27 protein-coding genes and 1 pseudogene are annotated in these 26,083 nt (G+C 36.6%); 18 read left to right on the top strand and 10 right to left on the bottom strand.

Features of this window, described 5'->3' with window-relative positions; translation table 11 throughout:
• Positions 1-149: 149 nt before the first annotated feature.
• The 5 genes from N0B16_RS12225 to N0B16_RS12205 all read left to right on the top strand — a co-directional run bounded on the left by N0B16_RS12225 (position 150) and on the right by N0B16_RS12205 (position 4,085).
• The gene (locus N0B16_RS12225) at positions 150-1,670 is read left to right on the top strand and encodes a hypothetical protein (RefSeq protein ID WP_262991230.1); all 1,521 of its coding nucleotides are present in this window, start codon (positions 150-152) and stop codon (positions 1,668-1,670) included.
• Positions 1,671-1,687: 17 nt separating this feature from the next.
• Positions 1,688-2,272 carry a DUF6705 family protein gene (locus tag N0B16_RS12220; RefSeq protein WP_368407554.1) on the top strand — a complete coding sequence of 195 codons (585 nt, stop codon included), beginning with the start codon at positions 1,688-1,690 and terminating at the stop codon, positions 2,270-2,272.
• On the top strand, positions 2,272-2,868 hold the full coding sequence (locus N0B16_RS12215) for a hypothetical protein (RefSeq protein ID WP_262991228.1): 597 nt from the start codon (positions 2,272-2,274) through the stop codon (positions 2,866-2,868). Before N0B16_RS12220 ends, N0B16_RS12215 begins: the two co-directional genes overlap by 1 nt.
• 168 nt (positions 2,869-3,036) lie before the next feature.
• Complete coding sequence (locus tag N0B16_RS12210; RefSeq protein ID WP_262991227.1) at positions 3,037-3,636, top strand: DUF6705 family protein; 600 nt, start codon at positions 3,037-3,039, stop codon at positions 3,634-3,636.
• Between the two features lie 200 nt (positions 3,637-3,836).
• Entirely contained in the window at positions 3,837-4,085 is a 249-nt protein-coding gene (locus tag N0B16_RS12205) for a hypothetical protein (RefSeq protein WP_262991226.1), read from the top strand.
• Positions 4,086-4,207: 122 nt separating this feature from the next.
• On the opposite strand, the gene murB is transcribed toward N0B16_RS12205, so the two are convergent.
• From murB to N0B16_RS12190, 3 genes are read right to left on the bottom strand one after another with little or no spacing between them, the layout of a single operon-like run.
• Positions 4,208-5,221 carry a UDP-N-acetylmuramate dehydrogenase gene (gene murB, locus N0B16_RS12200; RefSeq protein ID WP_262991225.1) on the bottom strand — a complete coding sequence of 338 codons (1,014 nt, stop codon included), beginning with the start codon at positions 5,219-5,221 and terminating at the stop codon, positions 4,208-4,210.
• Positions 5,222-5,225: 4 nt separating this feature from the next.
• The gene (locus tag N0B16_RS12195; RefSeq protein ID WP_262991224.1) at positions 5,226-5,711 is read right to left on the bottom strand and encodes a hypothetical protein; all 486 of its coding nucleotides are present in this window, start codon (positions 5,709-5,711) and stop codon (positions 5,226-5,228) included.
• A 6-nt stretch (positions 5,712-5,717) separates the two neighbouring features.
• A complete protein-coding gene (locus tag N0B16_RS12190; protein WP_262991223.1) occupies positions 5,718-6,923 on the bottom strand; it encodes a pyridoxal phosphate-dependent aminotransferase in 1,206 nt (401 codons plus the stop codon).
• Between the two features lie 283 nt (positions 6,924-7,206).
• Here N0B16_RS12190 and N0B16_RS12185 point away from each other — a divergent pair, with 283 nt between their 5' ends.
• The 6 genes from N0B16_RS12185 to N0B16_RS12160 all read left to right on the top strand — a co-directional run bounded on the left by N0B16_RS12185 (position 7,207) and on the right by N0B16_RS12160 (position 13,908).
• Complete coding sequence (locus N0B16_RS12185) at positions 7,207-9,687, top strand: GEVED domain-containing protein (RefSeq protein ID WP_262991222.1); 2,481 nt, start codon at positions 7,207-7,209, stop codon at positions 9,685-9,687.
• 98 nt (positions 9,688-9,785) lie between these two features.
• Complete coding sequence (locus N0B16_RS12180) at positions 9,786-10,241, top strand: DUF1801 domain-containing protein (RefSeq protein WP_262991221.1); 456 nt, start codon at positions 9,786-9,788, stop codon at positions 10,239-10,241.
• The gene (locus N0B16_RS12175) at positions 10,219-10,872 is read left to right on the top strand and encodes a YiiX/YebB-like N1pC/P60 family cysteine hydrolase (RefSeq protein WP_262991220.1); all 654 of its coding nucleotides are present in this window, start codon (positions 10,219-10,221) and stop codon (positions 10,870-10,872) included. Before N0B16_RS12180 ends, N0B16_RS12175 begins: the two co-directional genes overlap by 23 nt.
• A gap of 154 nt (positions 10,873-11,026) precedes the next feature.
• Positions 11,027-11,335 carry an NIL domain-containing protein gene (locus N0B16_RS12170; protein ID WP_262991219.1) on the top strand — a complete coding sequence of 103 codons (309 nt, stop codon included), beginning with the start codon at positions 11,027-11,029 and terminating at the stop codon, positions 11,333-11,335.
• A 101-nt stretch (positions 11,336-11,436) separates the two neighbouring features.
• Positions 11,437-11,988 (top strand): LemA family protein, encoded by a 552-nt coding sequence (locus tag N0B16_RS12165; protein WP_262991218.1) that lies wholly within the window; start codon positions 11,437-11,439, stop codon positions 11,986-11,988.
• A gap of 3 nt (positions 11,989-11,991) precedes the next feature.
• Positions 11,992-13,908: a DUF2207 domain-containing protein gene (locus N0B16_RS12160; RefSeq protein WP_262991217.1), complete on the top strand. Its 1,917-nt coding sequence runs from the start codon at positions 11,992-11,994 to the stop codon at positions 13,906-13,908.
• A 73-nt stretch (positions 13,909-13,981) separates the two neighbouring features.
• On the opposite strand, the gene murA is transcribed toward N0B16_RS12160, so the two are convergent.
• The gene (gene murA, locus N0B16_RS12155) at positions 13,982-15,289 is read right to left on the bottom strand and encodes a UDP-N-acetylglucosamine 1-carboxyvinyltransferase (protein WP_262991216.1); all 1,308 of its coding nucleotides are present in this window, start codon (positions 15,287-15,289) and stop codon (positions 13,982-13,984) included.
• Positions 15,289-15,945 carry a DUF4290 domain-containing protein gene (locus tag N0B16_RS12150; protein WP_262991215.1) on the bottom strand — a complete coding sequence of 219 codons (657 nt, stop codon included), beginning with the start codon at positions 15,943-15,945 and terminating at the stop codon, positions 15,289-15,291. Before N0B16_RS12150 ends, murA begins: the two co-directional genes overlap by 1 nt.
• Positions 15,946-16,140: 195 nt before the next feature.
• Here N0B16_RS12150 and N0B16_RS12145 point away from each other — a divergent pair, with 195 nt between their 5' ends.
• Positions 16,141-17,574 (top strand): alpha-amylase, encoded by a 1,434-nt coding sequence (locus N0B16_RS12145; RefSeq protein WP_262991214.1) that lies wholly within the window; start codon positions 16,141-16,143, stop codon positions 17,572-17,574.
• 47 nt (positions 17,575-17,621) lie between these two features.
• Here the strand turns inward: N0B16_RS12145 and N0B16_RS12140 are convergent, their stop codons facing one another.
• Both N0B16_RS12140 and N0B16_RS12135 read right to left on the bottom strand, forming a co-directional pair.
• Positions 17,622-18,035: a thiol-disulfide oxidoreductase DCC family protein gene (locus N0B16_RS12140; RefSeq protein WP_262991213.1), complete on the bottom strand. Its 414-nt coding sequence runs from the start codon at positions 18,033-18,035 to the stop codon at positions 17,622-17,624.
• A 15-nt stretch (positions 18,036-18,050) separates the two neighbouring features.
• Positions 18,051-18,509 (bottom strand): heme-binding domain-containing protein, encoded by a 459-nt coding sequence (locus N0B16_RS12135; RefSeq protein WP_262991212.1) that lies wholly within the window; start codon positions 18,507-18,509, stop codon positions 18,051-18,053.
• A 239-nt stretch (positions 18,510-18,748) separates the two neighbouring features.
• Between N0B16_RS12135 and der the strand changes: the two genes are divergently transcribed.
• Together der and upp are read left to right on the top strand one after the other, a co-directional pair.
• On the top strand, positions 18,749-20,059 hold the full coding sequence (gene der, locus N0B16_RS12130; protein ID WP_262991211.1) for a ribosome biogenesis GTPase Der: 1,311 nt from the start codon (positions 18,749-18,751) through the stop codon (positions 20,057-20,059).
• Between the two features lie 85 nt (positions 20,060-20,144).
• Positions 20,145-20,795, top strand: a pseudogene (gene upp, locus N0B16_RS12125) (uracil phosphoribosyltransferase).
• On the opposite strand, the gene N0B16_RS12120 reads toward upp, so the two are convergent.
• Both N0B16_RS12120 and N0B16_RS12115 read right to left on the bottom strand, forming a co-directional pair.
• Positions 20,796-21,485: an alpha/beta fold hydrolase gene (locus N0B16_RS12120; protein WP_262991210.1), complete on the bottom strand. Its 690-nt coding sequence runs from the start codon at positions 21,483-21,485 to the stop codon at positions 20,796-20,798.
• Between the two features lie 61 nt (positions 21,486-21,546).
• Positions 21,547-22,200 carry a ComF family protein gene (locus N0B16_RS12115; RefSeq protein WP_262991362.1) on the bottom strand — a complete coding sequence of 218 codons (654 nt, stop codon included), beginning with the start codon at positions 22,198-22,200 and terminating at the stop codon, positions 21,547-21,549.
• Positions 22,201-22,298: 98 nt separating this feature from the next.
• On the opposite strand from N0B16_RS12115, the gene queD reads away from it, so the two are divergent.
• The 4 genes from queD to N0B16_RS12095 all read left to right on the top strand — a co-directional run bounded on the left by queD (position 22,299) and on the right by N0B16_RS12095 (position 25,258).
• Positions 22,299-22,742 (top strand): 6-carboxytetrahydropterin synthase QueD, encoded by a 444-nt coding sequence (queD, locus tag N0B16_RS12110; RefSeq protein ID WP_262991209.1) that lies wholly within the window; start codon positions 22,299-22,301, stop codon positions 22,740-22,742.
• Between the two features lie 25 nt (positions 22,743-22,767).
• Positions 22,768-23,544: a UDP-2,3-diacylglucosamine diphosphatase gene (locus N0B16_RS12105; RefSeq protein ID WP_262991208.1), complete on the top strand. Its 777-nt coding sequence runs from the start codon at positions 22,768-22,770 to the stop codon at positions 23,542-23,544.
• Between the two features lie 47 nt (positions 23,545-23,591).
• Complete coding sequence (locus N0B16_RS12100) at positions 23,592-24,584, top strand: LuxE/PaaK family acyltransferase (protein ID WP_262991207.1); 993 nt, start codon at positions 23,592-23,594, stop codon at positions 24,582-24,584.
• Between the two features lie 128 nt (positions 24,585-24,712).
• The gene (locus tag N0B16_RS12095; protein WP_262991206.1) at positions 24,713-25,258 is read left to right on the top strand and encodes a hypothetical protein; all 546 of its coding nucleotides are present in this window, start codon (positions 24,713-24,715) and stop codon (positions 25,256-25,258) included.
• Positions 25,259-25,291: 33 nt separating this feature from the next.
• Here the strand turns inward: N0B16_RS12095 and aqpZ are convergent, their stop codons facing one another.
• Positions 25,292-26,008, bottom strand: coding sequence for an aquaporin Z (aqpZ, locus tag N0B16_RS12090; RefSeq protein ID WP_262991205.1), 717 nt, complete (start codon positions 26,006-26,008; stop codon positions 25,292-25,294).
• Between the last annotated feature and the right edge of the window lie 75 nt (positions 26,009-26,083).

Genomic DNA, 26,083 nt, shown 5'->3' with positions numbered 1-26,083 from the left:
CTGTTTTTAAAATTGACAACCAAAGGTTGTTGGTTTTATAACTGTTGGTTGTTGGTAGACTCATAAATAGGTTTTAGTTTTGAAAAATATTAACCCATGTAACAGATATTGTTGAAAAAATAATATCTTTAACTTTTTAAACAACACAAATGATCAAAAAATTAATACTCAGGCTTTGCCTGATGATGGCAGTGATGCTGTCACTATTTTCCTGCAGGAACGACCTTCTTCCTGAAAATAACAATCTGCAAAATCCCAACGCTTCCAGATTCAGGATGGTCAAGCTGAAAGACATCCCGAATGTTGAACAATTCATCCATCAGCAATCCGGAAGAGCAGATCTTCAGGTGCCTCTGAGTGAAGCTTCCCTTACCGGGAAAGATCTTACCGTAGGTGTTATAGAGATTTCCACTATTGTAGAAACAGTGAATGAAGGTGAAACATATTACGTCTTCAAAATAGAGAACCTGAATTCCGGAGACGCGGTGTACAATCTGGAAGTAAAGCAAGCGGACGGAATCCCGGTAACAGCGGAAATTATTGAATACGATCCACAGGACGGAACTACCGTAGATTTCCAGCATTTTACGGGAAGCATCAGTTCATACGGTTTAGACGGAAAAGCAATTTCTACGGTGAATTATAATGACGGTTTAGGAAATTGTTCTCCTGCAACAGGAGTTCCCGGTGGGAACAATACTTCAGAAGGAGGCGGAATTAATCCTATTGATCTTCCTCCACCAAACGGAGGATGGTATAACTGGGAAGAAGGCGGAAGTAACAATAACACCGTCCCTTTCAGTAATGTTCCCGGAGACTGTACTGACATTATCCTGGACAGCCACGGCAATACACAAGGTTGGTATGACCACTGTAACAATAACTATTATCCCAATCCTAATGTTCATAAAACAACGACAACAGGAGAGATCCCTAACTTGTCGCCTGATTGTAACGGAGAAGGAGCAGGAGTGATTATTATATCAAATGAAGATATTACTACCTGTGAAAAGGTAAAAGCCACAACAAATAATTTAAAATTTAAGGTTAAAAAAGATACATTAGCCACAAAAACTCATGAAGATCATGAATATGGTTTTAGCTATGAGCTTCCTTATGGTGGAATTGGAGGAGAATATAGAACATTAGATTTATATCCGAATGATGTTTTTATTAATTTTAATGCTTATATCACTTCACAAACTTTTATACATTCTCATATTGATAAGATGTATCCTATTTTTTCACCTGAAGATGTGATTCGTTTTAACGAATGGGTGAATTGGGTCAATAGTAACAATGCAGTTCCGAATCCGGACAATATCCCATTACCAAATGCAACTAACATTTCTTATACAGTAGTCACTTCGCAGGGAAGTTATATGCTTACCTTTGACGGGGCTACAGATTTTAATATATTCCCGGCTATTACACAAACTCAAATTGATGATTTAATCAAGGACTATATTGAATTTATAAATAAAGGAGTAACAGGTACAGATTCAAACGGTAATTATACCTATAATACAGTAAAAGTAGAAGGAGAATTTTTAAAGTTCATCAATAAAAATCTTAAAATGAATGGATTAAAAGTTTTCAGAATCAATGATAATGAACGTACCGAGTTACGGCTTGAAAACAACATAAGAAAAGAATATCCTTGTCCTTAATCAATTTAAAAAAGATTATGAAAAATATAATACTAATAGCAATTTTAATGTTTACAATGTCTTGTAAAGCACAAATTTATCCTCTTGATACTTCTCCGGGAGATGTTCCCAGCGGGTCTTATATAAAAGACATTAATAACGAACTCAACCCATATATTGGTTTATGGAAAGCCAACTGGAACGGAAAAACGGTCTACTTAGATTTTAGAAAAATAAAGAGAAAGTCAACTTCCTTAATGAGTTCTTTTTATTATTACAGTGATAGAATTTTGGGAGAGCGGAAAATTATCAATGCCAATGGAGTAGTAGAAATAGACAGAATAACGAATTTTGATAACATTAATGCAGAATTTTGGGGAATCTCTAAAAGCTTATTATCGCCAGAATATGAAACTATTACTTTCTTTCCTAAAAATTTTTGCAATAAATACGCAAATCTGGATGTAAAATTTCTCAATGTGCAGAAAACCCAAATGCTCATGAAGTTTCGTTTTGAACCAAGTTTGTTAAAAGAAGACTGTCAATATGCTAATCTTATTAAAAGTGGTGGAAGCTTACCTATTAATTGGCCGAAAGAGGATATTATATTTATAAAACAGTGATGAAAAACATATTTTTAATATTATTTTTATTTTTTACGATATCTGTAATAGCACAGGTTCAAAACAATATAGTACCCGTCAAAATATCAGGCAAGCTTTTTTCAAAATACAATAAAATATTTATAGCAAATGCAGATATCTTTTTTATAAGTAAAGAAAAATACATAAAAACAGTAACTGACGAAAACGGATATTTTGAATTGGAGGTTCCGCAACAATATATAAAAAATTATAACCTTCTGTATTTTAATTTTGACAAAGTAAATAATATGCCAAAGCAGCCTCAGAAGAGAGTATTAGAATTAGATAGACCATTATTTGCAGATGAGTATGGATATCGTTACGTAATATTTTCTAATAAAGAAGCTGTTATTAATAAAGAATATATTATTGATCTTAAATTTTATGGTGAGCCACTGATACCAGTTTATCCGGATTATTATTATTTTAATGGAAAAAGCATAAGTAAAAGGAAATTTAATAAGTTAAGAAAACAAGACTCCAATTATACTTACTTTAACCTTTCTTATAGCAATGCAAAAATAGTTTCCGGTAAAAAAGATATTGATAATTGTTATCTTTTATTTTCCGAATAGTGTAAACGTATATGATATAGTTTAACTGCAAAAAAACCCAAATGCTCATGAAGTTTCGTTTTGAACCAAGTTTGTTAAAAGAAGACTGTCAATATGCTAACCTCATCAAGAATGGTGGAAGCTTACCTATTAATTTCCCTAAAGAAGATATTCTATTTACTAACAGTGATGAAAAATATAATTTTAATCACCACCTTACTTTTTACAATGTTATCGTGTAAAGCTCAGGTCATAGGCACTTTAGAACAGTTTGAGGAATGTTCTATGCGTCCTAATCATAATGCAGAAGGCTGCCCTGATCTGGAAAACATCACCTATGTAAAAGATACCAATAACAGGCTTGATCAGTTTGTGGGGATTTGGAAAGGAAATTACGGAGGAAAACAATACGAAATAAGACTAGAAAAAAAAGTCAATTATAAAGATAAACCTTCAGATGAGCTTGCATGGGATATGATACGAGGAAGAATATTGATAAAAAATAGTTCGGGAAATATTATTTATAATTCTATGAACAAGTCCGATAATGATACCCATTTTTGGGGTTATAATTTTCGAGGAAGAGTATACCAAATGCATTTCGTAGGCAACTATGATTGTTTAGAATCTGGAAATGTATCAGTAGAAATAAAACCCAATAATCCTAATGAGATGCTGTTATCTTATTATCAGGACAGGGATGGATTGTTAAATCCTGCTAAATGTCCTAACTATAGTACGTTTGTTCCGTTACTGCCTATTCAGAAAATGACTCTGGTAAAACAATGATATGAATATTCGACTTTTTTGCTTATCCATTTTATTTATAGTATCTTCTTGTGCATCTCAAAAAAATGAAATCGAATATGTAGAGTTTGAGCATGAATGTTCAATAAGAAAAATAAGCGATAAAATCTTAGTTAGAATTCTTCCTTCTCAGAAAAAACGCAACAAAGAATTGTAGATTGACATATCATGGTAAATCATATATGAGAAAACCTATTAGCGAAGAGGAATATCAAAATATTATCAATTTAGTTTTAAAAATCAAAGAAAAAGATAAAGATTCAACAATGGTTTATACAGACGGAGGTTCTAATATAATTGAATATAGAAAAGGAAGTGTGATTATAAAACATTATTCCCAAGTTATTGATAAAGATTATAAAAGTAGTTTTTATCATGTCTGTGAATTGATCACAAATTCTGCAGGACTTGATATTACCGTTATCAAATAAAACAACAATTTGAAGTATAGAATTCATCCTTTTTCAAAACCATTTTTCATTTATAATTTTGACAAAGTGATAATATAAAGCCTCTTCGGAGGCTTTTTTAGCTAACAATATAATTAAACTGATTACACCACATTCACCTCCCTTTCCAGTTCAATCCCGAATTTTTCTTTCACAGAATCAATGATCATCGCAGAAAAATCAAAAATCTCTTTTCCGGTGGCATTTCCGGTGGCGTTGACGATAACGAGAGCCTGTAACTGGTGGGAAGCTGCATTTCCGATCTGTTTTCCTTTCCAGCCGCATTGCTCAATCAGCCAGCCTGCAGGAACTTTTACAGAATTTCCGTTCGGATATCCCTGAATGTTTTCAAATTTCTGCTGTAACCTTTCAAACTGTATCAAAGGAATGGTAGGGTTTTTAAAAAAGCTTCCGGCGTTTCCAATAATTTTCGGATCGGGCAATTTGCTTTTACGGATGTTGATCACCGCTTTGGAAATATCCTGAATGGTGGGATGTTGTATTCCCAGCTGTTCAAGCTCGTTTTTAATGGCGCCATATTCTGTTTTGATGAGGTGATCTTTTCTGGTAAGCCTGAAAGTCACTTCCAAGATAATGTATTTTCTTTTTCCTTCCTGCTTAAAAATAGAATCTCTGTACCCGAATCTGCATTTTTCAAGATCAAAGGTTTCAATATCCAGGGTTTCGAGATTGAGAACTTTACATTCTACAAAAATATCTTTAATTTCTGTTCCGTACGCTCCGATATTCTGCATAGGTGAGGTTCCTACGTTACCCGGTATTAGTGAAAGGTTTTCTAGCCCGCCGTAATTTTTTCCTAAACAGTGCAAAACCAATTCGTGCCAGTTTTCCCCCGCTTTTGCGGTAACCAAAATTTCATTCTCATTTAAAATTTCTTCCGAAATGCCTTTCAGGTTAAGCTTAATAGCCAATCCGTCAAAATCCTGAGTTAATAAGATGTTGCTTCCGCCTCCCAGAAAGAGCATGTTAAGATGTCGGGATTTTGAAAAACTAATAGCGTCTTTCAGTGCTTCCAGATCATAGACTTCTGTAAAATATCGGGATTTTGCTTCTACACCGAATGTATTGTAAGGTTTTAGGGAAAAATGTTCTTGCATCGGTTTATTTATATTCTTTAGGAAGGATTTTTTTGAGTTGGGTTTTAAAATGGTACAGCGGTCTGTAGTTGGCCGTATCTTTATAGGCATTTACATACACGTGTGATTTTTTAGGTGTTTTAATCTGAAAGGTTTCATCCACTCCGTCTACAAACTGGGCGCTCGGTGAGCTTTTAATATCGTCAAGTGTTTTGATATCAATAAGAGCGATAAGCTTTTTCCAGGTTTCTTTGCTGATTGCAGCATGCCATTCTTTATGCGTTTTATTTAGGGTAGTGCCTTTCTCAGAATGAATGGAATCTTTAGTGATTTTAATGATCTTATAATCACCTGCGCTTCCGCCGATATAAGATAAATTGACCTGTGTAATGCTGTTGCCGGTTTCGAGAACTTTTTTTTCTTTTTCTGACGGGCTGCAGGAAAAAAACATCAGCAATAAAAATACCGGAAAAGATAATTTCTGACCGTACCTTTTTATTGCTGATATCATAAGGGATTAGAGATTAAATTCTAATTTATATTTTTCGAGGGCGTTCTTTAGTATTTCGGCACTTTTGATAAGATCTGCTTCTTTCAGAACATAGGCTATTCTTACCTGTTTTTTTCCTAATTCCGGATTGCTGTAAAATCCTCCTGCAGGAGCAACCATAATGGTTTCGTTATTGAAAGAATACTTTTCAAGAAGCCATTGTGCAAATTTTTCGGTATCGTCTACAGGAAGCTCGGCTACGCAGTAGAAAGCGCCTTTAGGTTTTGGGCAGATTACTCCGGGAATAGCGTTTAATAAATCTACGAGAATATTTCTTCTGTGGGTATATTCTTCTCTTACGGCCCTGATGTAGGCGCCGTCATTTTGATGTGCTGCCGTTGCTGCAATCTGTCCCAGAAGAACCGGGCTCAATCTTGCCTGTGCAAAAAGCATCGCGGCATCCCGGATTTTTTTTGAGCGCGTGATCAAACATCCTATTCTTACGCCGCACATTGAATAACGCTTCGATTCTGAATCAATGATGATGCAGTTTTCGCCCAGTTCCGGAAAAGCCAGCATAGAAACCTGCTGTTTCCCGTCATATACATATTCACGGTATACTTCGTCAGAAATAATCACGATGTCATATTTCAAGGCAATATCTGCAAGCTGTTTCAATTCTTCACGCGTGTAAAGATATCCGGTAGGATTTCCGGGGTTGCAGATAATAATGGCTCTGGTTTTTGCAGTAATCTTTTTCTCAAATTCTTCAATCGGAGGAAGTGCAAACCCTGTATCAATGGTTGATGGAATTGCCACTACATTAACGTTGAATGTGCTTGTAAAACCATTGTAGTTTGCGTAATAAGGTTCCGGGATGATGACTTCGTCTCCGTCATCGCAAAGAGTGGAAATTGCAAAATTCAATGCTTCCGAACCTCCGTTGGTAACAATAAAATGGTCAGGGGTGAGATCTGTAAAATCTAAAGAATGATAATAATCTGTAAGTGCTTTTCTGTATTCGATATTTCCTTCAGAAAGAGCATATTCCAATACTTTTAAATCAATGTTCTTTAAAGCATTCAATGCTGTTTCCGGAGTTTCAATGTCGGGTTGCCCGATGTTGAGGTGATATACTTTCAGTCCGTTCTGTTTTGCTTTGAGGGCAAAAGGAACCAGCTTTCTTACCGGCGATGGGGGCATCTGTTGTGCTCTGTTTGATATATTGGGCATTATTCTAAAAATTTGTATGACAAAAATAGGATTAAATTCTCAATCGGTGAAATACTTCAGGTGTAATGTGGTATTTTGTAAATTATTTAATTTTATTTAAAAATTTAACAATATCGATATGTTTATTCTATTGTAATTTAGTTTAGGTAATATATGTGTAAATATTATAAACTTTTTTTAATTATGCTAAATCTGTTAATTACAATTAATTTAACATTGATTATGTAATTTAAATTGTTTTATATTGTTTTTTATTTAAATTAGAGCCGTTAAAATAAGATATATGAAAAATAAACTATTTTTTGGAATTATTAATTTGTTTGCTGTTTTCTGCGCTCAGGCGGTCACCGCACAGTATTATTATCCGGTTACGGTGAGCGGTTTTACACAGGATGTTATTGCCAATGGCGTAGGAAATGCAAGTGCAAGTACTACGACTTCCGTAGATGCTGTAGATTATGCATATGTATCCAAAGATTTTCAGGCAGTTGCGGGAAATCCCGCGCTTCCCTACGGACTTCCCGTAACGGGCCAGTTTATGACAGCTGTTACTACTACGGCGGGTCTTACGTATCAGTTAGCTTCTTACAGTGGCAGCAATGCATTAAAACTAAGTGCTGCTGCAGACACAGGAACGCTTGCTTTCGGTACGCCTACCGCTGCCTATAATTTATATTTTTTAGCAACCGGCGGAAGCGGTTCGGGAGTATTAAGCGCGGTTGTAAATTTTACAGATGGAACTTCACAGTCATTTACTGGTTTAAATGTGGGAGATTGGTATGATCAGCCGAATTTTGCAATCCAGGGTATCGGAAGAATCAAGATTACCACAAATGCATTTGAAGACGGTGGAGGGATCAACCCGAGAATTTATCAGATACCATTAGCAATAACGGCTTCCAATCAATCTAAAACCATTCAGAACGTTGCGTTTACTAAAACTTCGGGAACAGGATTTATTAATATTTTTGCGGTTTCTGCAGATAAATATACCATCTGTTTAGCGCCAACTGCTGTAACGGCTTCTGCCATTACAGTAAATTCGGGAACTTTAAGCTGGACTCCACCTGCAACTGTTCCGGGAAGCTATGATATCTATTATACCTCATCTACATATGCTCCCAATAGCAGTACTACACCTTCTATGACGGGTGTTACCGGCAATACGGCAGCTATGAGTGGATTATTGGCAACGACAAGATACCATGTCTGGATAAGATCAAAATGTGGAGGAGTACCAGGAGAATGGGCGTACGGAACAAGTTTCATAACACCATGCTCTACCTTCCCTGTTCCTTATTCTGAAAATTTTGATTCGACTCCTACTGGTTCTACAACCAATACAAATGCACCGCTTTGCTGGTCTTATCTTGAAGCTACAGGTTTTACAGGATATGGTTATATTACCAACAGTAATGCATTTTCTGCTGCAAACAGCTATTATTTATACAACTCTTCAGCAACGTCTGGAAATCAGTTGTTGGTTTCTCCACAAACTACGGCTTTATCAGACGGCACAAAAAGAGTTAAATTTTACGCAAAAAGTTCAACGGCAGGATACACGGTACAAGTGGGGACTTTAACCAACCCTGCAGACCCCTCTACTTTTGTTTCATTCAATACCACTACTTTAACGACTACGCAAAGCCCATATACCGTGAATATTCCATCCGGTGGAGGTGCTTATTTGGCATTCAGACATAATTTAGGAGGTACCAACAGAGGGATTTATTTAGACAATATAACAGTAGAAGCAATTCCTTCTTGTGTAGAGCCTATTTCGCTGATGATGACAGGACAAACGATGACTTCAGTAAGCTTATCGTGGACAGATAATGCAACCGTTCCTGTTAATAATTATGATATATATTACAGCACTGTCAATATTCCGCCTATTTCAACTACAGTACTCAATGCTTCGAATTCTGTTACCTCTTCTTCTGGCACTGCAACAGTGGGCGGTTTGATGCCGGAAACTACCTATTATTTTTGGGTAAGATCGCATTGTACTGCTACAGATCAGAGTATTTGGTTAGGTTCAGTAAGTGGATATACAGGATATTGCAAACCATCATCTACCAATCAGAGCTCTTGGATTTCTGCATTCAGCTCAACAGGTGCGGTTACCAATATGGCATATGCTTCAGCAGCAGCTGTTTCCGGAACCGGAGGTTATCAGAACTTAACGGCAAGCGCCAATACAATTTCTAATCCTGCAGGAACTTCATTTTCAATTTCTTTAACAGCAGGTGGCCCTACTTGCGGTATTGGCATCTGGGTTGACTGGAACAATGATTTGGTTTTCAGTACAACCGAAAGAGTGTATGCTACAACCGGTTATGTAACCACTACGCCTTCTACGGCAAGCATTGCAATTCCGGCAGGTACACCGGCTGGAACTTACAGAATGAGAGCGATGTGTGATTTTAATAATTCTGCGCCTAGTAACCCATGCGGACCGACGACTAGAGGTGAATATCTTGATTTTAATTTCCAGGTTACCGATATTTTGGGAACTTCAGAACAATCTGCAAAGAACAAAGAAATCAAAATATATCCGAATCCTTTCAGTGATGTTATTTATATCTCAGAATCGAAAGATATCAAATCTGTTACCGTATATGATGTAGCAGGACGTGTCGTAAAAACGATTGAGAATGCTTCTAAAGAAATTCATCTCAGTGAATTGAAACAAGGAATGTACATGATTAAAGTAAGCTTTAAAGACGGTTCAGAATCTGTTACCAAAGCAATTAAGAAATAAACTATTTTATTTGAATTATTTTTTTGCGGCTATACCTTTTTGGTATAGCCGATTTTTTATATTTAAATTTGTTATTTTTGAAACTTTAAACAATTCTTATGCAGATTCCGGCAATATCCATTGAAGATTATATCTCAAAAATCCCTGAAGAAAGACAGGAAGCTTTTAAAAAGCTGTTTGATACTGTGAATGATAATTTGCCTGAAGGTTTTACAGGAAACGTAAGCTACGGAATGGTAGGTTGGGGAGTTCCGCTGAAAACATATCCTGCAGGATATCATTGTACACCGGGATCACCGCTTCCTTTCATGTCTATAGCTTCACAGAAAAATTTTATTGCCTTATATCATATGGGAATGTACGCTAGTCCAGAACTTCTTGAGTGGTTTGTGGCAGAATATCCAAAGCACTCTAAAAGAAAGCTGGATATGGGAAAATCCTGCGTCCGCTTCAAAAAAGCAGATGACATCCCTTTTGACCTGATTGCCGAACTGAGTAAAAAAATGACTGTACAAGAATGGATTACCACCTATGAAAGCAATTTTAAAAAATAATTTTTCTCTCAGACTTATCGCTTATTTTTTGGCTTTTATTCTTATGCTAAGCTGTAAAAACTCAGCAATATCCGGATTGAAAAACGGAGATTTACTCTTTGTAACCGCAAAAGAAACAGGGCTTTCGGGAGCTATCAACAACGTAACCCAAAAACAGAAAAACGCTTCTTTTGACCATATCGGAATTCTGCAGAAAGATACAAACGGGACTTTTGTTCTGCATGCAGCGCCAAAAGGCGGTTCTCAGAAACAGGATCTCCAGGATTTTTTGAAAGATCAGTCAAATGACGGTCAAAAAGTAGTTGTTTACAGATTGAAAGCTCCTTTCCGGGCATCAATACCTTACGCTGTTGAAAAGGCCAATGCCATGTTGGGTAAACCGTATAATTTTAACTATATCTTAGACGAAAATTCTTATTATTGCTCAGATTTTGTCGAAAGAGCATTCAGAAAAGATCATATTTTTACTTTACAGCCTATGACTTTTATTGATCCCGAAACCGGGAAAACCAATGAATTTTGGGCAGCGTTTTACCAAAAGAAAAATCTCAAGGTTCCGGAAGGAGAGCCAGGCTGTAATCCCAATGGATTGGCTGCTTCAGAAAAACTGGATCGTATAAAAGAACTTTAAAATAAAAAAAGGGAAGTCATATGCTTCTCTTTTTTTTATCTCTACATCTAAATTATTATCCTACTAATTTGGTAGACTAATATTTTTTTATACTTTTGTCAGGAATTAATTATCAAACATTTCAAATATGTAATTGTTTAATCAAAAAATTGTTATGATGACGACGCCAAATTTGCAGGTTGTACCCAAAAGCGGAAACCCTATTAAAAAAGAACTGATCTTAGAAGTAGAATTGAATGGAAAAGTGAAATTTGATCATCTTCTACATGTCATCTATCAGCAGATGGGAATCTGTTACAGAGTGTTAAGCGCAAATGTGGAGTATGTAAACGGGAACAATTTCGGATCATTTCAATTGTACATCAATGCCACTCACGAAGAATCTCAAGAGCTTGAGTTTTTTCTGAATACCCATAAACTGTTGAATACCACTGTAGAATATGTCTGCAGAAAATATTCATAGTTATTTGTCCATATAGTTGAAGAGCGCTCATTTAATGAGCGCTTTTTGTGTAATATCTGCCTTAAAAAGATTATTTTTAAGCAAAATTAAATTACAAAATTATGATTGCACTTATTATTCTCGGAATTCTGGTATTGGCGATTCTCTTCGCAGTTTCAATATATAACCGCCTTGTAAAACTCAAAAACCTCGTACAGGAAGCGTGGAGCAGTATTGATGTGATGCTCAAAAAACGCCATGATCTGATCCCGAATCTGGTAGAAACTGTAAAAGGATATGCAACCCATGAGCGTGAAACGTTGGAAAATGTTACCAGAGCACGGAATCTTGCGGTAGGAGCAGATTCTCTGGAAGCAAAAGAAACGGCAGAAAAAAATCTGAATCAGGCAATGGTCAATTTATTTGCTGTTGCAGAGCAATATCCTGATCTTAAAGCAAATACCAATTTTCAGCAGCTGCAGTCTGAATTGACTTCAATTGAAGGAGATATCGAAAAGTCAAGAAGATATTATAACGGCACCGTTCGTGAAAATAATACGCTGGTGGAATCTTTCCCAAGCAATATAGTCGCCAATATGTTCAAATTTGAAAAATCTACATTCTTTGAGCTTGAAAATATGGCAGAAAGAGAGGTTCCCACTGTAAAATTTTAAGGAATGAAAAGATTTTTATTGCTTTTTTATCTGCTCTTTTTTACATTGATTTTTTCACAGGAGAATGATAGTATAGAAGATCCTAAAGCGGGAGTTGAACGGATAACGTCTTTTCATTCTGATATGAATGTTGATAATAAATCTGCGCTGACTGTTACGGAACACATCAATGTTCATAGCCTCGGTATCAATATTAAAAGAGGGATTTATCGCGCCCTTCCTTTATCAAGAAATTTAAATAATAAAACCCAGAAAGTAAAATATGATATCATCTCCGTAAAAAAAGACGGTGTAGAAGAAGATTACCATGAAGAAAATGAAGAAGGCTATCTGAAAATATATGTGGGAAACAAAGATATCATCTTAAGTCCGGGTAATTATCAGTATGAAATAACATATAAAACGGAAAATCAAATTGGATTCTTTAATAGATATGATGAAATCTATTGGAATGTCAATGGAACAGTCTGGGATTTTGCGATAGATAGTATCTCAGCGAAAGTTATGCTTCCTCAAGGAACAAAAATTCTGCAAAATTCCTGTTATACAGGTTCTTATGGAAATAATTCTCAAAAATGCAATGTTAAAATCTTGTCTGATAATTCGATGGAGTGGAGCGCTAAAGATTTAGCTGCAGGAGAAGGATTAACCATTGCCGCAGGATTTCAGAAGGGGATCATGATTCCGCCACCGCCACCCGGTTTTCTTGAAAAATTTGGAATTCTTATCACGGCGATTTTTATATTTTTAGGGTTAATCCTTTACTATTATTTAACCTGGAGAAAATATGGTGTAGATCCAGAAAAGCCGACAGTTTATCCTCAATTCAACGTTCCTGAAAATCTTTCGCCGGCTTCATTAGGATATTTGCAGAATGAAAATTTTAAAAATAAATTTCTAACGGCTGCTATTGTTAATCTTGCGGTAAAAGGTTTTTTAAAAATAATTGAAGGCGAAGATTCCGGGATTTTAGGTTTTTTCAATACAAAAACATTTACGTTACATAAATTGAAAGATCCGGATGAGTCTTTACCAAAGGAGGAGATCAATGTAATGAATACGCTTTTTACAGATAATGACAGTATAAAATTCGATGGGAAATATAATTCAAAAATCGAAACGGTAGTCAGTAGTTTTAAAGGAGCACTGCAATTTCAGCATGATAAATTTTTAAATGAAGGAAATAATTTCTCAAAAGTTGTTGTGCCGATTTTAATCATAACGGTTATATATGCTTTAGGCTTATTTATAGGCTATAAAATAGATCCAGAACCGGAAAAAATGATTGGCGGAATTGCGATATATGTGATTTCTTTAGTATTATTTTTTGTAATATCATTTTTGTCAAACCGGGTTTCATGGAAATTTTTAATTCCTGTTCCTATTTTTGTTATTATTGGATTGATAGGATTCATCAAGGTCGGAAATAGTGGAGGTGAGCTCATTAATTTTAGTGTTTGTTATTTCTTTATCATTTTAGCATTTACTTCTTTAATGATGTATCAATATTTAATCAGAAGACCGTCAGAAGAAAAATTAAGGAAAAAATCTCTAATCGAAGGCTTCAGGATGTACATGGGTGCTGCTGAAAACGAGCAGTTGAAATTTCACAATCCTCCTCAGATGACGCCACAGGTTTTCGAAACTCTGCTACCTTATGCAATGGTTTTAGGAGTCGATCAGATTTGGGGAGAGAAATTTGAAACGATGATGAAAAATATGGCAGACAGAACACCGTATGTCCATTCATGGTATATGGGAAGCTCTATCAATCAATTAAGTTTTGGAAATACACTAAACTCAAGTCTTACCAATTCTATTAAATCTGCAGCTACACAACCTTCAAGCTCAAGCAGTGGTTCCGGCGGCGGCGGATTCTCCGGCGGTGGCGGCGGTGGCGGTGGTGGCGGCGGTTGGTAACCCGTACTCAGAAAACCCATAATTAAAAAGCGTTCAGAGTAATTTCTGAACGCTTTTTTTATTTTTAAATAGGTTAAATTCTTTCTATGTCTGCGCCAATCGCTTTTAATCTGCCGTCAATATTTTCATAACCCCGGTCAATCTGCTCAATATTATGAATAATTGATTTTCCTTCGGCGGAAAGTGCGGCGATTAAGAGCGCATTTCCGGCTCTGATATCGGGTGAAATCATAGTGGTCCCGCGAAGCGGCGTTTCCTGGTTCATTCCGATCACGGTTGCTCTGTGCGGATCACACAAAATAATCTGTGCACCCATGTCAATCAGTTTATCGACAAAAAACAATCGGGATTCAAACATTTTCTGATGAATCAGAAGGCTTCCTTTTGCCTGTGTAGCCACCACCAGAATAATAGAAAGCAAATCGGGTGTAAAGCCCGGCCACGGTGCATCTGAAACCGTAAGGATAGATCCGTCAATAAATTTCTGGATTTTATAATGTTCCTGGGAAGGGATATAAATATCGTCACCACTTTGCTCAAGCTGAATGCCTAATTTTCTGAAGGTATTGGGGATAACACCAAGATGGTTCCAGTTGACATTTTTAATGGTAATTTCAGATTTGGTCATTGCGGCAAGACCAATCCAGGAGCCGATTTCCACCATATCGGGAAGCATCGTGTGCGTTGTTCCATTTAAAGAAGAAACTCCGTCAATGGTCAGTAAATTAGAGCCGATTCCTGAAATATTGGCACCCATTCTGTTCAGCATTTTGCAGAGCTGCTGAAGATAAGGTTCGCAGGCGGCATTGTAAATTCTTGTTTTTCCTTTGGCCAGAGCAGCTGCCATGACGATATTGGCTGTTCCCGTTACGGAAGCTTCTTCCAAAAGGATAAATTTTCCGTTCAGTTCTTTTGCTTTTAATGAATAAAAACATTCTTCTTCATCATAATGAAATTCTGCACCAAGCTCTACCAATCCCTGGAAATGAGTATCTAATCTTCTTCTTCCGATTTTGTCACCACCCGGAGTCGGCATATAAGCTTCCCCGTAACGCGCCAACATGGGGCCCATCAACATGATGGATCCTCTCAGCTTTGCACCGTCTTTTTTAAATTCGTTGGATTTGATATAATCGAAGTTGACATTATTGGCTTTGAAGGTAAAGTCACCATGTCCGTTTTTGGTCACTTGTACACCAAAATCACCCAAGATCTCAATCAGTCTGTTGACATCATGAATGTCTGGAATATTATTGATTCTTACTTCCTCATCGGTCAGCAAAACAGCACACAAAATTTGAAGAGCTTCATTCTTTGCTCCTTGTGGAGTAATTTCACCTTGCAGTCTTTTCCCTCCTCTTATTTGAAATGTCCCACTCATTATCTTCTGTTCTTATTATTGTTGTTATTGTTGAATCTTCTTTTGTTCGTTTGGTTTTTGTTGTTTACATTACGGTTACTACTGTTATTATTTCGGTTGGCAGTAGCATAATAGATTTTGCTTTTTTCCAGAGATTCAATTCCGGTCAGATCCAGTCTGTTTTCGGATAATTCCTTTAAATGGCGGAAGATGACATCATCGGTTACATGTTCTTTATTATAAACATTGTAAGATTTTTTCATATTATTGGCGATAACCTCTATCAGTGCCTCTTTTTCATCTCCGGGTTCCAGCTCTATTGCTTTTTCAATGAGTTGAAGGATACTTTTTCCGTAAAACTTAAATTCCCCCTGAAGTTTCGGGTATTCCATTCTTTTCGGTTTTTCTTCAAGCTCTTCTTTGGTAGGGAAAGGATATACCGGATCTATATCCAGATCATGATTCGCTAATATATATAAGTGGTCCCAAAGTTTATGTTTATAATTTTCTTCATCACGGAGCTGCGGGTTTCTCTGTCCCATAAAATCGATGATTGCCACAGCCATTTCGTTTCTTTCCTCCTTGGTGGAAAGCTCTTTGCAACGCTCAACCAGCTGTTGGATGATTCTGCCGTATTCCGGCATATTAAGCTGGGTTTTTTGGGTATTATATTCCATAGTATGCAAATATATGGATTAATAGAAAAATTGCTCCGAAAATCTTAAAACTTTATAATTTTTTATTATAAAAATTAATATTGTCAATTTTCAGACCATTTTCAAATCATTTGATAAAATATTTTTTAAAAAGATGAAATTTATTCCGTAAAATATGTAATTTAGTTGCTGGTTTAATAATTAAAAACATTTTATATGAAAAAAACACGTTTATGGGCTTCTCTTTTGGCTTTAGCGTTTGTAGGTTCCTGTCAGAATAATGACGAAATCATGGATGCTTCCGCAAAACAATTGGAAGTGCATGATAAAATTGTAAATGTTACCCACGACGGCAGACCGTTCAGTACCGGAAACAGCACTTCTGTGAACGGAAAATTTGTTTCAGGACCGGGTGGTGGCGTGATGATGCAGGGCTTTTACTGGGATGTTCCGGCAGGCGGAAACTGGTGGAATACCGTGAATAGTAAATTAACCGATTGGTCCAATGCAGGAATAAGCGCAGTATGGCTCCCTCCGGCTTCTAAAGCACAGAATGGTGCCTATTCAATGGGATATGATCCTACAGATTATTATGATTTTGGAAATTACAATCAAAATGGCAGTGTAGAAACCCGTTTCGGATCAAAAGCCGAACTAGAAGCATTAATTACCAAAGCGCATGCTGAAAATATGCAGGTTTATGCCGATATTGTCATTAATCATAACAGTGGAGGGCAGTCACAGGCAAATCCTTTTACGGGCACAAATACCTGGACAGATTTTTCCGGAGTGGCTTCTGGCAAGTTTCAGAGAACATACAACGATTTTTACAAAAATTCTTACGGAAACAATGATGAAGGGGCCTTCGGCGGTTTTCCGGATCTTTGCCATGCCAATCCATACGTGAAAAGCTGGCTTTGGGAGCGTGAAGATTCTGTAGGAAAATACTATAAAAACGTCATGAAATTTGACGGATGGAGATTTGATTATGTGAAAGGCTTCGGACCGTGGGTGGTCAATACTTGGAATTCAAATATCGGTGGGTTTTCTGTGGGTGAATTATGGGATTCTAATGTAAATACGCTTGAATGGTGGGCCAATAACGCCAACAGTTCGGTCTTTGATTTTGCAGCCTATTACAAAATGGATGAGGCTTTTGACAACGGAAACTTAAATGCTTTGAATGATGACATGATGTGGAAAAGGAACCCGTACAAAGCAGTAACCTTTGTTGCAAACCATGATACTGATGTGATTTATAATAAAATGCCGGCTTATGCTTATATTTTGACGCATGAAGGATATCCTACTATCTTCTACAGAGATTATGAAGAATGGCTCAATAAAGAAAGGTTAAATAATCTGATCTGGATTCACAACAATAAAGCAACCGGGACCACTTCCATTCTGTACACCGATAACGATGAATATATTGCCAGAAGAAACGGGTACAACGGAAATCCGGGATTGGTCGTTTATATTAACAGTTCCTCAAACTGGCAGGAGAGATGGATCCAGACCAACTGGAGCAATCAGCAGATTAAAGATTTTACAGGCAGTTCATCATGGCATCCTACAACCCAAGGTGACAAATGGGTGAAAATACAGTGTGCCCCAAAAAGCTACTCTGTTTGGTCATTAAATCAATAAAATTGAAAAAAAGAGTGTTTCAAATCGGAACACTCTTTATTTTTTTATTAAACTTCAATAAATTTTTTTCTTTGATGAGGGGTTGGAAGATAGCATTTCTGGTTAGCCATTTTCATTCTGTTTTTTGAAATGATATCATAAACTTGATCACTCAGAAAAGCGGGAATAATACTTCCGATCGCAGAAACCTGGTAAATTCCGCCTAATAAACGTGCAATTTTTAAAACTGCACGTGATTTGATCAAATAATATTCTTCAGGTTTCCAGAGATACATCGTGTTAAACTGTTTGGTTTCCAGATTTCTTTCGGATAAAAATTTTTGTCCGAAATCAGATTGAAGTGAGGCAAACATGAATTGGTCATTTTTATCTCGTTTCAAAATCCACTGTACCCAGAAATTGCAGACGCCGCATTCGCCGTCAAAAAATACAATATGTTTATTTTTCCAGTTTTCCTGCATGATTCTACTTTATAATTATTGCATTTTAATTTTGGTTTCTTCAATTTCTCTTTTGAAATATTGAATAAGCTGTTTTCTTTGCACATCAGTTAGTTTTGCATTCTGATGTCCCACAAAGTACGATTCTAAAGGCATTTCTCCTTTCTCGAGCATTTCTACACATTCTTCCATTTTATGAATCTGTCTTTCGGGTTCATAAGTAGCGAAAATAGAAAAATTAAGGTGCTTTCTTCCATCATCAATATGATGTTTCAAAATCCAGGAGAATGGTGCAAAGTTCGAATACCAAGGATATTTTGTTTCATTAGAATGGCAGTCATAGCAGGAAGTGCTGATCATTTTTGCAGTTTGCGGGGGAATATTTTTAATTTTTAAAAAATCCATTCCAGGATTAACGGCAGGATTGGTTTTATCAATCGGAAAAAACTGAATAATAATAAATGCAACTAACAGAATAACCAGTACTTTTTTCATTAATTTAAATTGAATTAAAAATTATTTCACAAATATTGTTCCAAGAAAAATAGATCGGCAGATAGTATAAAGATACGGAAAATATTTCTTCTATCAGGTAATTAAACAGCTTGTAATGAGAGGCTTATTGTTTCTAAATAATAAAACAGTATCTTTGCAAAAAATTGGGCTCCAATCGTTGGAGTAACCCATTGATAATCTGATCCTGAGTAGAGCTCAAGGATTATTAAACATTTTTTATGTCAAATATTGTTGCAATCGTTGGGCGTCCCAACGTAGGAAAATCCACCCTTTTTAATCGTTTTCTGGAAAGAAGAGAAGCTATTGTAGATTCTACAGCCGGAGTTACAAGAGACCGCCATTACGGAAAATCTGACTGGAATGGGGTAGACTTCACCGTAATTGATACCGGTGGTTACGAAGTAAATAATGATGATGTTTTCCAGGAAGAAATTTCAAAACAGGTACAGTTGGCCATTGATGAAGCGACTTCAATTATTTTTATGCTGAATGTAGAAGAGGGCCTTACCGATACCGATTACGAGATTCATGAGATGTTAAGAAGATCAAATAAGCCGGTATATATTGTTATCAATAAAGTAGATTCTGCCAAAGAAGAAGTAGCGGCAACAGAATTTTACCAGTTAGGTATTGAAAAATACTATACTCTGTCTTCTGCTACAGGTTCGGGAACAGGAGAGATCTTAGATGATATCGTGAGGGATTTCCCTACGACAGATTATAAAGATCCTTTCGAAGGTTTGCCGAAAATTACCATTGCAGGACGCCCGAATGTAGGAAAATCTACACTTACCAATGCTTTGCTTGATGCTGAAAGAAATATTGTGACCGATGTTGCAGGAACTACACGAGACAGTATTCAGACCTTATATAATAAATTCGGGTATGAGTTTGTGTTGGTAGATACTGCAGGAATGCGTCGTAAGGCTAAAGTGAATGAAGACCTGGAATTTTATTCGGTAATGAGATCCATTCGTTCCATCGAATATTCTGATGTGGTTATCATCATGGTAGATGCCACACTTGGCTGGGAATCTCAGGATATGAATATTTTCGGATTGGCGCAGAAAAACAGAAAAGGGATTGTGATCGTTGTCAATAAATGGGATTTGGTGGAAGATAAACATACCAATACGATCAGGGATTTTGAAAAATCAATTAAAGATAAGATCGGCCAGTTCAGTGATATTCCTATTTTATTTATTTCTGCCTTAACGAAACAGAGAATTTTAAAGGCGGTAGAAATGGCAATGCTCGTGTATGAAGACCGTAAGAAAAAAATAAAAACATCAAAATTAAATGAAGTGATGCTTCCTATTTTTGAACGTACTCCGCCTCCTGCCAATAAAGGGAAATATATTAAAATCAAATATTGCGTACAGCTTCCAACCCCGTCACCGCAGTTTGTTTTCTTCTGTAATCTGCCACAGTATGTAAAAGAAGCTTACAAAAGGTTTACGGAGAACCAGCTGAGAAAAGAATTCGGGTTTACCGGAGTTCCTATTGAAGTATACTTCAGACAAAAATAAAATAACAGCCCTTTTGGATTTCATTCTGAAAGGGTTTTTTATTAAAATGAAATTTACGAACTTTACAAAAATAATGTATCAATAGATGGTAACCGTTTTATCAGACAATTTTTCACTTGTCAATTCATGGATCAATGAGCTTAGAAATATAGATATTCAGCAGGACCGAATGAGATTCCGTAGAAATATGGAAAGAATCGGCGAGATCGCTGCTTTTGAAATCAGTAAAGACCTTGAAACCTAAGAAACTGAAATACAGACACCTTTAGACACGATAAAAGTTCAGGAAATTGCAGTTCAGCCGGTGATAACAACGATTCTCAGAGCCGGAGTTCCTCTGTTTGAAGGCATTTTAAATTATTTTGATAAAGCAGACTGCGGTTTCGTCGCAGCGTACAGAAAACATGATGCCAACGATTATTTTTCCATCAAGCAGGATTATTTGACCTGTCCGAATATTGAAGCCAGGCCTTTAATTGTTGCAGACCCGATGTTGGCGACGGGAGCTTCTTTAATTGAAGCTTTAAAAGATCTTTTAACCAACGGAAATCCTTCTCAGCTGCATATTGTTGCGGCAATAGCCTCGAAACAGGGCGTTGAAACCATCGCAAATGCATATCCGGAAGCAAAGATCTGGATCGGAGCACTGGATGAAAATTTAACGACCAAAGGATATATTACACCCGGATTGGGAGACGCAGGAGATCTGAGCTATGGTGAAAAGCTTCAGCGATAATCAATTAAAATCCCAGAAATCTTTCATTATATTTAATAATAAATCAGGACGTACTTTTTCCATAGGATGTTTGGTGTCGGGAAGTACGGCAAACCGCGCATTGGGAATATTCCTGTACACGGCAATGCTTTCCTCAAGCGTTACCATTTGATCCTGATCTCCGACCATGATCTGAACGGGAACTTGCATGCTGTTCAAAACATGATCTTTCAATGGCGGATTTTTTCCTAAGGAGATCATCATTTCAGCAATGGCAGGAAGCAGCTGTTTCCATTTTAACCCGTGTTGAGATTCTAATAGTGCGGCATATTTCGGAACTTTTTCTGCGATCACATCGGGATTCAGCATTTTGCTTTCTTGTAGTGCCTGTTGTTCCGTCCAGTCAAATTTTGTCCCCAAAGTCATGACTGAATGTACAGCTTCAGGATGTCGTAATGCATAACAAAGCGCCACGTAACCACCCATGCTGTGTCCGAAAACATGCACTTCTTGTAAATTTTTCTTTTCAATATAGTCAGTCAATTCTTGGGTATATTTTTCTATCGTAATTCCGTTTTCGGGAATCTTTGCACTTCCATGTCCGGAAAACAGCAGCGTATGAATGTTGAACCTTCCGGAAAGTTTCTCGAAATAAGGTTGAAAAACATCAGTATGGCCTAAAGCGCCGTGGAGTAAAATCAGATTTTTCATGGGTGATCGTTTGACGGAAAAGTAAGAAAAATACTTAAAAAAATTAAAAATTAAAAATTAATTATTCATCCATCGCCATGACCAAAACACTGACGGTGTTGTTTTCCTCTTTCAAAATTTCCCAGGTTATTGAAGCTAATGTATTTCCGGTTGTAAAAACATCATCAATAAGCAGGATATGTTGGTTTGAAATATTTTTATCCAGAGAAAATGTATTTTGATTTTCCAGGCGGTGTTTTTTATCCTTTAAAGCCTGTGCTTTAGAGTAAGAATTTCTTTTCAGTAAACCATGATCATACGGAATCTGATAAAACTCAGACAAGGTATTGGTAAACAGATGAAGCTGATTGTATCCTCTTTCCCTTTGCTTTTTAGGATGTAAAGGCACGGTTACCAATAAGTCAGGTTTACCCTCCTTAAAGTCTAAAGATTCTGTCACCCAGTCTGCTACTACTTTTCCGGTTTTTTCTCTGCCTCTGTATTTCAGCTCGTGAATGATTTTTCTGCTGAGATTTTCCTGTTCAAACTGCATTAAAGCGAAGGCGTTTTCAACAGGGAAAAGTAATTTGCATTTTTCTTTAAGGATGTTTTCACCACAGTATTCGAAATGGGTAAAATGAATCTGTTCAAAGCAAAGATTGCAGATAATTAAATCGGCGTCTGTAATACGGTTACAGCTGATACAGCGGTTCGGGAATAAGATATCTAAAATCATCATACGTGTTTACCTGTGAATTTAGTAAAAAAAATCTTTGCCGCAAACACAGAAGATTTACATTCCTGTTTTATAGCCAATTTCGCTATCTTTGCACCATGATACGGATTACGAAAATTTTCACATTCGAGACGGCACATGTGCTGTATAATTATGATGGAAAATGTAAAAATATGCATGGCCATTCCTATAAATTGTATGTCACAGTGAAAGGGAAACCCATCAATGATCTGGAAAATCCTAAAAATGGTATGGTGGTGGATTTTGGAGATATTAAAACCATTGTAAAATCTGAAATTGTTGATGTTTGGGATCATGCGGTCTTGATCAATGGTCTTTCACCCCACAAAGAATTAGGGGAAGATCTTGAAAAAAGAGGGCAGAAAGTGATCTACTGCACCTTTCAGCCTACCTGTGAAAATATGCTCTACGCTATTGCTGCCAAAATAAAATCGAAGCTTCCGGCCGAAGTTTCTCTCGCTTACCTCAAGCTTCACGAGACCGAAAACTCTTATGGAGAATGGTTTGCAGAAGATAATTAAGGGGAGTTATATAAATTAGAATAAAGTGTCAAAAACAATCATTGATTTACAACCCGGAAAAAAAATATATTTTGCTTCAGATCAGCATTTTGGTGCGCCCAATCCGAAGGAAAGTAAAATACGAGAAGAAAAATTCATCCGATGGATGGATGAAATAAAAGATGATGCGCAGGTACTTTTTCTGATGGGTGACCTTTTTGATTTCTGGCACGAATGGCAATACGTAATCCCTAAAGGATATGTTCGGGTTTTAGGAAAGATTGCAGAGCTGAAAGACCGCGGTATTGATCTTTATTTTTTTGTCGGAAACCATGATCTGTGGATGAAGAATTATCTGGAAGAAGAGATTGGCTGTACTGTTTTCTACAAAAAGCAATACTTTGAAATTTCCGGTAAGCAGTTTTTACTCGCGCATGGTGATGGCTTAGGACCCGGAGATAAAGGCTACAAAAGAATGAAGAAGCTATTTACCAATCCGCTTGCAAAATGGGCTTTTAAATGGCTGCACCCGGATTTGGCAATGAAGGTTGCATTATATTTTTCACTAAAAAACAAAATGATTTCAGGAGAAGAAGACAAGTCGTTTTTAGGAGAAGATAAAGAATTTCTGATTATTTATTCTAAAAAGAAGCTTGAAACGGAAGACATCGATTACTTTATTTACGGGCACCGTCACCTTCCAATGGTTTTGAATCTTAGCGAGAAGGCAAAATATATCAACCTGGGCGACTGGATTTCTTATTATACCTACGGAGTTTTTCAGGAAGAATTTGAGTTGAAGGCTTTCGAAAAAACCGAATAATTTCTAAGAAAACAATATTCTTGTAATTGTTACTATTAATAGAAAAAATGCTAAAAAATATATTTGACATACAGACAGAAAAAGAATTTCTGGATGTGGCATTAACCACTTTTCGGTATCAATATAAAAATGTTGAGGTCTACAGGAAATTTGTAGATTTCCTGAATATTGATGTTGATCAAGTGAAAACGCTGGAAAAGATCCCTTTTCTGCCGATCGAAATGTTTAAAAATCATCAGGTCGTAGAGGGAAACGCTTTGCCAAAGCTTTTTTTTCAAAGTTCAGGAACAACGCAGATGAATCTTTCCACCCATTATATTGCCGATGAAAAGATCTATCAGGAAAGCATTGAGAAGAGTTTTCAACAGTTTATCGGGAACCCCGAAGAATTTATCTTTTTAGGACTGCTTCCGAGTTATCTTGAGAAACAAAATTCGTCTCTGATTTATATGGTCAATTTTCTGATGCAAAGATCAGACAAACCTGAAAACGGCTATTATTTATACAATCATCAGGAATTACATGCCCTTTTAAAGATTTTAAAAGATAAGAAAGTGGTTCTTTTCGGAGTTTCATTTGCGCTTCTGGACTTTTTGGATGCCTGTAAATCACTTGATATTCCTGTTGAAGGATCTCAAAATTTAATGGTCATCGAAACCGGCGGAATGAAAGGCAGAAAAGAAGAGATGACAAAAGCCGAGCTGCTGAAAATTCTACAGAACGGTTTTAAAACAGAAAAAATATACTCAGAATATTCAATGACAGAATTGCTGTCGCAAGCGTATTCTTTAGGTCAAAATATATATGAATGCCCGAAATGGATGAGGGTTCTGGTAAGAAATGCAGAAGATCCGTTCAGTTATGAAATAGCCGGAAGAACCGGGGCAATTAATATCATAGATCTCGCCAACATTCATTCGTGCGCATTCATCGCAACACAGGATTTAGGCAGAATATCATCAGAAAATGAAAAACAATTTGAGGTTTTAGGCAGAATTGATCATTCGGATATTCGGGGATGCAGCCTGTTGGTTAGTTAATTAGTTTGAAAGTTGTAGAGTTCAGGGTTTGGGTTCTTTGCTGAGTGGAACGCCTTTGCAAACGAAAAAATATACACAATAATAAAAAAGATCTTAACGAACTTTGCGTTTAAATAAAAACTTAAAATGTGCTTAAAATAGAAGAATTAGTTCACGCATTCATTCACACGCATTGCGATTTTGAAAAAGAAATTATTCTTTCCAATCATTTTCATTCCGATTGGGAAGCCGATATCCTTTTGATTGACCGGGATGGCTTCAGTCACGAAATTGAAATTAAACTTTCTAAAAGTGATTTCAAAAATGATTTTAAAAAATCATATGTCAACTCCAAAACAGGCGAAAAGTTTCTGAAACACGATAAAATCTGCTGTGGCGATTATGTATGCAATGCGTTCAGCTTTTTGCTTCCGATGGGAATGATCGATCATTCTGTGATTCCGGAACATTGTGGAATTATAGAATTTTATCACAATGCCGATAACTGGAATACCGAATTCTATGTCATCCGTCCACCCAAAAAAGTACATAATGATTCATATTGGAAACTCAATGATAAAGATATATTCATCAGAAAAATGGCCCTGAATCTTCTTCAGCGTAAAATGGAAATCAAAGGAAGGCACGAAGAGCTTATTTTCAAAAATCCGTTTGAAATAAAAAAGAAAAAATAAATCCTGCCAAATGACAGGATTTATTTTTTAATGTTATTTTATCTGTTCAGGTCTCTCAATCAATACATTATAAGTAAGCGCAGCAGCAACTCCTCCGAGAATGGGCGCTACTGCAAATAGCCATAATTGAGACAGCGCTTCACCTCCTGCAAAAATAGCAGGGCCTATACTTCTGGCGGGATTTACAGAAACTCCTGTTATTTTAATTCCTACAATATGGATCAAAACCAGGGAAAAACCGATCGCCAAACCGGCAAATCCGCCGTTGATGTTTTTTGTCGAAGTAGCGCCTAAAATCACCATCAGAAAGATAAAGGTAAATACAAATTCTGCTACAAAAGCCGCAGTGGTATTGTACTCGTCCAAATATCCCGTTCCCCAACCGTTAGAACCTAAAGCCCATGGTTTCATCTCCGCGCCGGGATGATTCATAAAAATCACATAGAGAATTCCGGCTCCGATAATCGCTCCGATAATCTGTGCAATAACATACCGCACCGCCTCATCCATTTTCATTCTTCCGGCGGCAACCATTGCAATGGAAATCGCGGGATTGATGTGACATCCGGAAATATGCCCGATTGCGTACGCCATTGCCACAACGCTTAAGCCGAAAGCAAATGAGATTCCTAAAAGGCCGACTCCTGTAGTTCCGTCTGCTCCTGCAATAATCGCGCTTCCGCATCCCATAAGAATAAGTACCATAGTACCGAACATTTCTGCTATAAATTTTGAAGTTTTTGTAATCATCTTGTTATGTTTTTAATTTAACGGCGAATGTACAAAAATTAATTATTCATAATTATATCTAAAAATATGATGATT

The sequence above is a fragment of the Chryseobacterium gilvum genome (assembly GCF_025628965.1).
GTDB lineage: Bacteria > Bacteroidota > Bacteroidia > Flavobacteriales > Weeksellaceae > Chryseobacterium > Chryseobacterium gilvum.
This window is presented reverse-complemented; position numbering and strand designations above follow the sequence as displayed.